Origin of the sequence: Streptomyces sp. SID3343 (assembly GCF_009865215.1) — a bacterium.
Lineage (GTDB): Bacteria > Actinomycetota > Actinomycetes > Streptomycetales > Streptomycetaceae > Embleya.
Map to the genome: position 1 here is coordinate 1 of NZ_WWJX01001559.1, position 10,634 is coordinate 10,634.

Below are 10,634 nucleotides of genomic sequence, written 5' to 3' on the forward strand. Positions count from 1 at the left end.
GCCGAGGCGCCGAACGGCGCGCCGAGCGTCGCCCAGGCCCAGCAGGCCCAGCAGCCCCAGGCCCCCGCCCCGCAGGCTCCGGTACAGCAGGAGCCGTCGTACGGCAGCACGCAGTCGTTCGCGGCGCCGTCCTTCCAGGACGGGACCTCGCACGACACGCCGTACCCGGGCACGGCCAACCCGTTCGCCGCCGAACCCGGCGTCACGAGCACCGGCGCACACCGCGCGCCGAGCTCGCCGCCGCCGGCCACGCCGGGCCGGGACAACCCGTTCGCCCCGGTGGCGCCGAGTGCGCCGCAGGACGACTCGCGTACGGGCTCGTTCCCCGCCGCACCGCCCGCCCCGACGTTCGGGGGCGGCGGCGAGGACCTCTCGCCGCAGCGTGGGCAGCAACCGCAATACGGGCAGGACACCGGGTCCTTCCCGGCCCCGCCGCAGCCGGGCAACGGCCCGGGTCTCGCCGGCGACACCTCCGAGTTCGCGTCGCCCTACGCGTCGCCGTACTCGGACGAACCACGCGCCGAGATCGACCGGACCGGATACGAGCAGCCCTCGCAGGAGCTCACCCTTCCCGGAGCCGAACTCGCGCCGCGCCGCGACGAGCAGTCGCAGCGCAACCCCGGCCCGTGGGGCACCGAGTACGACGGGCTCACCCCGGTCGCACCCGCCCCGCCGGCCGAACCGGTCGCGCCGCAGGCCGCCGTACCGTCCGCGTTCGACACCCCGCGACGCGAGGAACTGACGCGTCGTGAGGCGCTGCCGCAGCGCGAGCAGACGCAGCGGCAGGACCAACCGTCGGCCGCCGACTCGCTGCCGGTGCTGCGCGGTTCCGCGCCGCAGACTCGTCCGATGCCCGAACGGCAGCAATTGCAGCCCGACGAGCACACGCGGGCCGAACAGGCGCGCGGCCCGCAGGGCGACGTCCGACCGGGCGCCGTCTCGCCGTTCGCACCGGTCGGATCGGACCGGCAGTCGGGGAGCCCGTTCCCGCCCGCCGGACCGCAGGACGGCACGCACCAGGTGCCCGGCCCGTCCGAACTGGACATGGCCGTGCCCCCGAGCACCGCCGACGAAGGTCGACTGCCGATCTTCGACACGCTCGAATCGGACTGGTTCCACCGTCAGGGCAACCGAGGCGGCCGCATGCGCGCCGCTCAGGTCCGCTCCACCACACGGGGTGGGGACACCGGCGCCAGGGCGCCGGAGCAGCCGGCAGAGGCTCCCGAGGCGGGTCCGCTCGGCAACCTCGACCGCCGGGTGCCGATGGCGACCAACCCGCCGTTGATGCCCCAGGGCGAGGCGCCGCAGGCACCCGGGGAGCCCGAGCAGGCCCCCGCGTACGGCGGCCGTCCGCAGCCCGGCATCGACATGTTCGGTACGCCCACCGAGTCCGACAGCTACGAACAGCCCGCGTCGGCGGCACCCGCCACTGTCGGCCCCCAGGGCCCGCAGTCCGGTTGGTACTCCGCAGGCGACGACGGTTGGCGGGCGGCGGAAGCCGCGCGCGAGCCGTCCTCGGGTGGTACCACCGGAGCGGGTCTGCCCCGTCGTGTGCCCCGTGCCAACCTGGTACCGGGCGGCGTCGAGCAGGCCGGCGGGGCGCAGGCCCCGAGTGGTCCGGGCACGGCGCCCACCAACCCGACGGCTCGTGGGGAGCAGCCGGGTCGGCAGGCCGCGCCGGGCAATCCGGGGCTGTCCCGGTCGCCCGACGAGGTACGCGGGCGTCTGACCAACTTCCGCCGGGGCATCCAGCAGGGTCGCACCGCCGGGTCCGGGGGATCCGCCCCTCGGCCTCGTGACGAGAACAACCAGGAGCAGGCATGACTGAGTTGAGCCAGGCCGCGCAGAACCTGAACTGGCTGATCACGAACTTCGTGGACAACACCCCCGGGGTGTCGCACACGGTCGTGGTCAGCGCAGACGGCCTGCTGCTCGCCCTGTCCGAGGGCTTCCCTCGCGACCGGGCCGACCAGCTCGCCGCCGTTGCATCGGGTTTGACCAGCCTGACCCAGGGCGCTTCCCGTATCTTCGAGGGCGGGCATGTGACCCAGACGGTCGTGGAAATGGAACGGGGTTTCCTGTTTATCATGTCGATTTCGGACGGCTCGTCGCTGGCCGTGCTGGCGTCGCCGGAGTGCGACATCGGCCTGATCGGCTACGAGATGGCCCTGCTCGTCGATCGCGCAGGCGCTGTTCTCACGCCGGCTCTGCGCGCCGAACTCCAAGGTGCACTGCCGCGATGACACCTCCGGATATGTCCGATCACGGGGACCAGGAGTTTCACGAGACCCTGGTCCGCCCGTACGCCATGACCGGTGGTCGCACCCGGCCTCGTTACCAGCTCGCGCTGGAGGCCCTGGTCACCACGACACCTCAGGTGGCCAACCCACCCGGCCTGTTGCCCGAGCACCAGCGCATCTGCGCGCTGTGTCGCGAGGTCAAGTCGGTAGCCGAGATCTCGGCACTGCTCACCATCCCGCTCGGCGTCGCCCGCGTACTGGTCGCGGACCTCGCCGAAGCCGGGCTGGTGGTCATCCACCAGCCCGGGAACGACCAGGGGCAGCCGGACGTCACGCTGCTCGAAAGGGTGCTCAGTGGACTTCGCAAGCTCTAGCCCGGGCCCGGCTCCGGCCAGGTCTTCCACCACCTCGGCGAAGATCGTCGTGGCAGGCGGATTCGGCGTGGGCAAGACCACGCTCGTCGGCGCCGTCTCGGAAATCGCGCCGCTGCGCACCGAGGCGGTCATGACGTCCGCCAGTGCCGGTGTCGACGACCTGTCGGCGACGCCGGACAAGCAGACGACCACCGTCGCGATGGACTTCGGTCGTATCACGTTGGACGAGGATCTGATCCTGTACCTCTTCGGTACTCCGGGTCAGCACCGGTTCTGGTTCATGTGGGACGACCTCGTTCGCGGCGCGATCGGCGCGGTGGTCCTGGTGGACACCCGTCGCCTTGCCGATTGCTTCCCGGCGATCGACTACTTCGAGAACAGTGGCCTGCCCTTCATCGTCGCGTTGAACTGCTTCGACGGATTGCAGACCCACCACGCGGAGGATGTCCGCGAGGCTTTGCAAATAGGGCCCGACACCCCGATCGTGAGCTGTGACGCACGGCGCCGCGAATCGGCCAAGTCGACCCTGATCACGCTGGTCGAGCACGCCCTGATGGCGCGCCTTCGCTGACGTTCCACACCTGTCTGTACCTGTTTTTTCGTAACTCGCACCACAAGGCCGAGGGCGACTCCGATTTCTGGGGTCGCCCAAAGTCTTGTCTGCTCCGAGAACACCACGTGAACGAGTCGGTATCGCAGTCGGGTATCGCAGTCGTATCGCAGTCGGGTATCGCGAAGCACGGCAGGTGGACGCGCGCTTCGGGCATCGATCCGGCCGTTTCCCGAGGCCCTTCGATGAATTCGACAAATGTGTGACAGGACCGCTCGATATGGCCGGGCGGGTCCCCACCTCGCGCCACTCATTGCTAGGGTCGTTCCATAGTCATCTGTTGCCCAATTGATATCAGAACGTTTTGAGGCGCAGGCCCAACAACGAACCGAGGTGGGGTTCGGTGGACGACAACAGCAGGCGTGCGGCGCAAGCGGCTCGCCGGCCGACGGTGGACGGAACGACCGAATCCGGGCTGCCGCGAAGGCCCCCGCAGGCGAATTTGCTGCCTGGTGCTGCGGCCGAGGGATTCGACGTCGAGCGGGATCTCCCCGTCTCGAGAGAACCGGAAGAGGTCCGAGGGCGGCTCGAACGTTTCGCCGTCGGACGCGAATTGGCACGTCTCGAAGAGATCGAACCACTTCTGCCGCCCAACCCGATGACGGCCGCGAGCCCGTTGGCGTCGTCGCCCATACGTCCGCCCGCGGCGCCGATGCGACCGCTCAACGTCGCCAAGCCGGCGCCCACATCCGCGCCCAAGCCGGCGCCCAAGCCGGACCCGAAGCCCGCCCCCCAGTCGGCCCCGCAACCGACCTTGCCGTCCCCGCCGCCCGGGTCGTTGTCCCCGTTGCCCACGGGCTGGGACGAACCGTGGGGCGACGGGTGGCGGTCCTTCCGCCCCGGCCGCCCCTGACGGTCTCGCCGTCCTACCGCTTCATCGGCTCCACGCGCGGTCTCAGCCCTCGGTGCCCGTCCCGCCGGGGGTGAGGCCCGCCTTGAGCAGACCGTACGTGTACGCGTCCTCCAGGGCCTGCCACGAGGCCGCGACCACGTTCTCGGCGACGCCGACCGTGCTCCACTCCTGCTTGCCGTCGGAGGTCTCCACGAGCACTCGCGTGATGGCGTCGGTGCCGTGCCGGCCTTCCAGCAGACGCACCTTGTAGTCGACCAGTTCGAATGTCGCGAGCTGCGGGTGGATTCGCGCCAGGGCCAGCCGCAGAGCCCGGTCGAGCGCGTTGACGGGGCCGTTGCCCTCGCCCGTGGCGACGATCCGCTCGCCGTTGGCGTGCAGCTTCACGGTCGCCTCGTTGACGGGGGCGCCGTCGCCGCGCTGCTCGCTGATCACGCGCCACGATTCGAGCGTGAAGAACCGGGCGCGGCCCATGCTCTCGTCGCGCAGCAGCAGTTCGAAGGACGCGTCGGCGGCCTCGTACGTGTAGCCGGCCGCCTCGCGCTCCTTGACCTGGTTCACCACCCGGCCGACGAGGTCCTTGTCGTTCGAGAGGTCGTAGCCCAGTTCCCTGCCCTTGAGCTCGATCGACGCGCGCCCGGCCATGTCCGAGATCAGCATGCGCATGTCGTTGCCGACGAGCGCGGGATCGATGTGCTGGTACAGGTCGGGGTCGACCTTGATCGCGGACGCGTGCAGCCCGGCCTTGTGCGCGAACGCGGACACGCCCACGTAGGGCAGGTGCGTGGACGGCGCCAGGTTGACCACTTCGGCGATCGCGTGCGAGATGCGGGTCATGTCGCGCAGGCCGCCCTCGGGCAGGACGCGCATGTCCTTCTTGAGCTCGAGGTTGCCCACGACCTGGAAGAGGTTGGCATTGCCGACCCGCTCGCCGTAGCCGTTGGCGGTGCACTGGACGTGCGTGGCGCCGCCCTCGACGGCCGCGATGGTGTTGGCGACCGCGCAGCCGGTGTCGTCCTGCGCGTGGATGCCCAGGCGGGCGCCGGTGCCGGCGTGTACCTCGGCGACGATCTCGCGGACCCCGGTGGGCAGCATTCCGCCGTTGGTGTCGCACAGGACCACCACTTCGGCGCCGGCCTCGTGCGCGGTGGCGACGACGCGGGCGGCGTACTCGGGGTTGGCCCGGTAGCCGTCGAAGAAGTGCTCGCAGTCGACGAACACCCGGCGGCCGGCCGCGCGCAGGTACGACACGGTGTCGCGGACCATCTCCACGTTCTCGTCCAGTGTCGTACGCAGCGCGAGCGAGACGTGCTTGTCGTGCGACTTGGCCACCAGGCACACCACGGGCGCCTCGGCGTCGAGCAGGGCCTTGACCTGGGGGTCCTCGGCCGCGGTGGTACCGGCCTTGCGGGTCGCGCCGAAGGCGACCAGAACGGCGTTGGCGAGTACGAGCTCTTCCTTGGCGCGGCGGAAGAACTCGGTGTCGCGCGGTACGGCGCCGGGCCAACCGCCCTCGATGAAGCCGACTCCGAACTCGTCCAGGTAGCGGGCGACGGTGAGCTTGTCGGACACCGTGAGGTTGATGCCCTCACGCTGCGAACCGTCCCTGAGGGTGGTGTCGAAGACGTGAAAGTCGGCCGGGTCGGCCGGGTCGGTCCGGTGGCCCGGGTCGCTCGGGTCGGTCGCGGGTGTCGGGTTCGTCGTCGGGGTCATGGCCTCGGTTCTCCCATCGATCAAGTCATGGCGGGCCCGCGCGCGTCATCGGTCGCCGGGGTGGGGCGACAAACAAAAAGACCCCTCGCGGTCGCGAGAGGTCTGCGTGCGGGCGGTGGGCGGTCGAGACGCGGGTGTGTCGCGTCTGCAAACCCCTTGTGGGGGTGATCAGCCCGTTGCCGGCACGCTGCGGCTAATAATGAGCCACTGCTGCATGATGCGGAGTCTTGCATATCTCGTTCTGCGTGGGCCGGGGGTCTCACTATGTGGGCGTGGTCGTGGCGGTCGTTCGGCGCTTGGTGCGGTTCGCTGCCCGGGGGGCGTGGTGCGAGTGGGTGCGGTCGGCGCCGGGGGCTGGGGTCGCGCCGTCGGCGGGCTTGGGAGGGTTCCCACCCGCACCACCCGTTGCGCTCCGTTCGAAGGCTGCGGGTTTACGGCGATCGGGGTGTGCCTCGTCAGGCCCGGAGACCCGGGCGGAGCGGGGCGGGGCCGTGGGGCCTTGTCGGGACCGATTGCCCCGCCCGCGCTCGACCCGAAGGTCAGACCTGGTGCATCCAACCGTGGGGGTCGGTGGTGCGGCCGGTTTGGATGTCGACCAAGGCCTTGCGCAGTTCCATGGTGATCGGGCCGGCTTCGCCGGAGCCGACCGTCCAGGCGGCGCTGGTGGACTTGACCGAGCCGACCGGGGTGATCACCGCCGCCGTGCCGCACGCGAAGACCTCGGTGAGGGTGCCGTTCGCGTTGCCCTCGCGCCAGTCGTCGACCGAGATCAGGGCTTCCTCGGTGGCGTAGCCGCGGTCGGCCGCGAGTTGCAGCAGCGAATCGCGGGTGATGCCCGGCAGGAGGGAGCCGGTCAGGCGCGGCGTGACGATGCGGGCGTCCTTGCCCTCCCCGTACACGAAGTACAGGTTCATCCCGCCCATCTCCTCGATCCAGCGGCGCTCCACCGCGTCGAGCCAGACGACCTGGTCACAGCCCTGCTCGGTGGCCTGCGCCTGCGCGACGAGCGACGCCGCGTAGTTGCCGGCGCACTTGGCCTCGCCGGTGCCGCCGGGCACCGCGCGCACGTACTCCTGCGACAGCCACACCGAGACCGGCTTCACGCCACCGGCGAAGTAGGGCCCGGCCGGCGACGCGATGACCAGGAACAGGAACTCGTTGGCGGGGCGCACGCCCAGGCCGACCTCGGTCGCGAACATGAAGGGCCGGATGTACAGGCTCTCCTCGGGCTCGCTCGGCACCCACGCCGCGTCCTGGCGAATGAGCGCGTCGACGGCGGCGACGAACAGATCCTGGGGCAGCTCCGGCATCGCGAGCCGGCGCGCGGACGCCTGGAAGCGCGCGGCGTTGGCGTAGGGCCGGAACGTGGCGACGCTGCCGTCGGGGCGGCGGTACGCCTTGAGGCCCTCGAAGATCGACTGGGCGTAGTGCAGCGTCATGTTCGCCGGGTCGATGTCGAGCGACGCGTATTCGGTCAGTTGCGCGTCGTACCAGCCACGGCCCGCACTCCATTTGATGCCGACCATGTGTTCGGTGAACACGCGGCCGAAGCCGGGATTCTTCAGGCGCGTGGCTCGCTCGGCGTCGCTCAGCGGGTGCGCGGTGGGCTTGAGGTCGATCGTCTGCGGAGCCTGGAGGGTGGGCTCCTGCGGGGCGGCAGTCGTCATGGCTGGTCTTCGTCCTTCACCGTGGGGTATGGCGGAGCTGGGTGCTGTGGGACCCGGTTTCCTCTTGTTCGAAGCGTTCCCGGGAACCCGCACCGGCGTTCCACCCGGTGAGACGTTAACGCAGTCGACCGGGATCCCGACAGGCGCGGGCCCCTGACCCGCGGGATGGCTGACTCGCCGGTCCGGCAGGGGGCACGCGTCGACGGTCCCGGTCGACGTACGTGTGTGGGTGCCGGCGAATCAGCCGGCTACTCGGGCGGCGAGCGCGTCGCCGATCTGCGACGTTCCGCGGGTACCGAGCGTGGCGCGCTCGGCGAGGTCGGCGTAGACCGCCGCCTCGACCTTGCGGGCCTCAACGGTCAGGCCGAGGTGCTCCAGGAGCATCGCGACCGACAGTACGGCGGCGGTGGGGTCGGCCTTGCCCTGGCCGGCGATGTCGGGAGCCGAGCCGTGCACCGGCTCGAACATCGACGGGAACGCGCGCGACGGGTTGATGTTGCCGCTGGCCGCGAGCCCGATGCCACCGGCGATGGCGGCGGCGAGGTCGGTGATGATGTCGCCGAACAGGTTGTCGGTGACGATCACGTCGAAGCGCTCGGGCTGGGTGACCATGAAGATGGTCGCGGCGTCCACGTGCAGGTAGTCGGTCGTGACGTCGGGGAACTCGGCCGCGACCGCGTTGAAGATCCGCGTCCACAGGTGGCCGGCGTACACGAGCACGTTGTTCTTGTGCACGAGCGTGAGCTTTTTGCGCGGGCGGGCCTGGGCCCGGGCGAACGCGTCACGCACGACCCGCTCGATGCCGAACGCCGTGTTGACACTGACCTCGGTGGCGACCTCGTGCTCGGTGCCGGTACGGAGGCTGCCACCGTTGCCCGTGTACGGCCCCTCGGTGCCTTCGCGGACCACGACGAAGTCGATCTGCGCGTCGGCGCCCAGCGGCGAGACGACACCCGGCGCGAGCTTGGCCGGACGCAGGTTCACGTGGTGGTCGAACGCGAAGCGGAGCTTGAGGAGCAGACCGCGCTCCAGGACCCCCGAGGGAACGCTCGGGTCGCCGATGGCGCCGAGCAGGATGGCGTCCTGGTTGCGCAGCTCTTCGAGCACGCTGTCGGGCAGCGTCTCTCCGGTGCGGTGGTACAGGCGGGCACCGAGGTCGTACTCGGTGGTCTCGATCTTGACGTCGTCCGGAAGTACCGCGCCGAGGACCTTGAGACCCTCCGCGACCACTTCCTGACCGATGCCGTCACCGGGAACCACTGCGAGACGAATGCTGCGAGACATGCGGTGGACCTTACCTTCCGTCCCATGGACTGACATGCACAGTCCGCATGATGGGACGCATCGGTGCGAACCAGCCTTACGGCCGCCGGCTGGGCTCGGCGGTTACCGGGCTGGAGTCGGCAATGGGGGCGCGCGACCCTCAGCGGTCCTCGTCGGCCGGGCTGCCGCCGTTGTCGCGGCGGTCGAGAGCGCGCTGGAGGGCGCGGGCGGCGTTGCGGCGCGTGGTTTCGTCCATGACGGCACTTCCTTCACAAGGCGGGTGGTCTACACGGTGTGCGACGGGCACGTGCAGGGGCCTTGTGGGCGTGCGGTCATGTCCTACCGTACGGGGATTTCCGGGTACGGAAGGGGCCGTCTCTTTCACGGTAGGCGACGGGTCGCGTCGATGTCTGCAATTTACTCGGAGTTCCTACTATCTGAGATCGGCCGCGGTTGTCAGGCGTGTCGTGAGGTGTCGGTCGGCGTGCTCGGTGGCGGGTCGGTGGCGTCCCCGAGGCGGCGGGTCGGTGGCGAATCGGGGTTGAAGAGCGCACTCGGCGGATCCGGCTCGGTGGGCGGCCCGAGTCGGTGAGCGTCCGCCGCGACGTGAGGCAAAGCGAGCGCAGCGTGGCCGGACCGAGGCGGGTGCGGTCGGGCCGGGTGCCGCGGGGCCGGTGAACCTGGGTTCGGGACGTGGCGCGGTGGTGGCCGACGCTGGTCGGGTTGCGTGTGGGCGCTGCGGTTTCGCTTTTGGTGGCTCGGAATGGTTCCCACCCGCACCACCCGTTGCGTTTCCCGGACGGGCTGCGGTTTTACGGCTCCCGCCGAGGGAGGGACCGAATTCGCCGGCGGTGCCCCGACCCCGCAACGGCTTGATCGCCGACGCGACACCCCCGCTTGCTCCGGGCGGTCGACGTGTCCTGGTGATTACCCAGCGGCCCGTCCGCCCCTCGAACCCCGGCGAGTCCAGACGGATGGCCGGGGCTCCGGTGTGCTCCAGACGGGCGCCCGTGAGCTCGGTCGGGCTCGCACTCGGGCGAGGTCGGGCCGGTCGGCGGAAGACGGTGATGAAGACTTTGGGAGGCGGCCTCCTGCGCCGACAGGGCCGACTGTTCCTCGCCAAGCCGTGCCAGAAGCAGGGAAACGAGTACGTTGAACCGCCACCAGGGAACCGCGTAGTCGGATTCCGGATCGTCCGACGCCACCACACCCCCGCCGAGTGGAATGCGTTCATCGAGGGCGCCAAGGCGGGAGAGTTCGACCTGACGGCGTAGTACGCCGGGCAGCGAAAGGAGCGCCCGCGTGACCACTTGCCCCGTCTGCGGTACCGAGTCCATGCCGGACCCGGAATGGCCGACCGCGCTGTTCTGCTTCGTCTGCGCGAAGGTGACCGGCATACTTCGGCAACGGCATCCGATGATCGAGGTACCGCGCTACAGCGGGGCCGCGCGTGCGCTCCGGGAACTACGCCGACCCACCTGACAGGGTCCGGCGCAACGGCCCCGCTCCCATTCGGGGGCGGGGTTTCGCTCTCCTCACTACTTCGGGGCGTCTACTTCGTCGCGAACGAGTACGAATGTCCCGCGATGGGGGATCGTTTCGACGTAGCCCTGTTCCCGTAACAGCTTCACGGCCCGACGCGCCGTGTCCCGCGCAACGCCGTAGCGCTGGATCACTGCCCACGTGACCGGCCTTCCCCTCACGCCGAATCCCCATCACCAGCCTCGCCCCCTCGCCGAACCCGCTTCGCACCGTTCGGCGGACTGCCCGGCCTGCCGTGGCGAAGCGACGGGAACGACCGACGGCGGCGGCCGGCCCGGAAAACGGAACGGGCGGCCGAGCGACGTGGCGACTTTCGTCGCGACGTCCACTCGGCCGCCCGTCGGCGCGTCAGCGCCCACTGATCGATCGTCGACC

Annotated in this window: 7 protein-coding genes and 2 pseudogenes; 6 read left to right on the top strand and 3 right to left on the bottom strand. The window is 70.3% G+C overall.

What is annotated here, in order from left to right:
• The 4 genes and pseudogenes from GT354_RS49970 to GT354_RS49985 form a co-directional block, all read left to right on the top strand.
• Positions 1-1,824 (top strand): annotated as a pseudogene (locus GT354_RS49970) (hypothetical protein); the annotation flags it as partial.
• Positions 1,821-2,243 (top strand): roadblock/LC7 domain-containing protein, encoded by a 423-nt coding sequence (locus GT354_RS49975; RefSeq protein ID WP_161364841.1) that lies wholly within the window; start codon positions 1,821-1,823, stop codon positions 2,241-2,243. The pseudogene GT354_RS49970 and the gene GT354_RS49975, both read left to right, overlap by 4 nt.
• A gap of 47 nt (positions 2,244-2,290) precedes the next feature.
• Positions 2,291-2,614, top strand: a pseudogene (locus GT354_RS49980) (DUF742 domain-containing protein); the annotation flags it as partial.
• On the top strand, positions 2,595-3,185 hold the full coding sequence (locus tag GT354_RS49985; protein ID WP_161364843.1) for an ATP/GTP-binding protein: 591 nt from the start codon (positions 2,595-2,597) through the stop codon (positions 3,183-3,185). The pseudogene GT354_RS49980 and the gene GT354_RS49985, both read left to right, overlap by 20 nt.
• Before the next feature lie 934 nt (positions 3,186-4,119).
• On the opposite strand, the gene cimA is transcribed toward GT354_RS49985, so the two are convergent.
• From cimA to GT354_RS50000, 3 genes are all read right to left on the bottom strand, one after another.
• Positions 4,120-5,787: a citramalate synthase gene (gene cimA, locus GT354_RS49990; protein ID WP_161364845.1), complete on the bottom strand. Its 1,668-nt coding sequence runs from the start codon at positions 5,785-5,787 to the stop codon at positions 4,120-4,122.
• Positions 5,788-6,326: 539 nt separating this feature from the next.
• Complete coding sequence (locus GT354_RS49995; protein WP_161364847.1) at positions 6,327-7,454, bottom strand: branched-chain amino acid aminotransferase; 1,128 nt, start codon at positions 7,452-7,454, stop codon at positions 6,327-6,329.
• Between the two features lie 240 nt (positions 7,455-7,694).
• Entirely contained in the window at positions 7,695-8,738 is a 1,044-nt protein-coding gene (locus tag GT354_RS50000; protein WP_161364849.1) for a 3-isopropylmalate dehydrogenase, read from the bottom strand.
• 1,046 nt (positions 8,739-9,784) lie between these two features.
• On the opposite strand from GT354_RS50000, the gene GT354_RS56980 reads away from it, so the two are divergent.
• Complete coding sequence (locus GT354_RS56980; protein ID WP_161364851.1) at positions 9,785-9,991, top strand: hypothetical protein; 207 nt, start codon at positions 9,785-9,787, stop codon at positions 9,989-9,991.
• A gap of 28 nt (positions 9,992-10,019) precedes the next feature.
• Positions 10,020-10,199 (top strand): hypothetical protein, encoded by a 180-nt coding sequence (locus GT354_RS50010; RefSeq protein WP_161364852.1) that lies wholly within the window; start codon positions 10,020-10,022, stop codon positions 10,197-10,199.
• Positions 10,200-10,634: the final 435 nt, after the last annotated feature.

Excerpts from the sequence above, each read along its gene's own strand:
- GT354_RS49975 (WP_161364841.1), top strand. The coding sequence starts at position 1,821 with ATGACTGAGTTGAGCCAGGCCGCGCAGAACCTGAACTGGCTGATCACG.
- GT354_RS49995 (WP_161364847.1), bottom strand. The coding sequence starts at position 7,454 with ATGACGACTGCCGCCCCGCAGGAGCCCACCCTCCAGGCTCCGCAGACG.
- GT354_RS50000 (WP_161364849.1), bottom strand. The coding sequence starts at position 8,738 with ATGTCTCGCAGCATTCGTCTCGCAGTGGTTCCCGGTGACGGCATCGGT.
- cimA (WP_161364845.1), bottom strand. The coding sequence starts at position 5,787 with ATGACCCCGACGACGAACCCGACACCCGCGACCGACCCGAGCGACCCG.
- GT354_RS56980 (WP_161364851.1), top strand. The coding sequence starts at position 9,785 with ATGAAGACTTTGGGAGGCGGCCTCCTGCGCCGACAGGGCCGACTGTTC.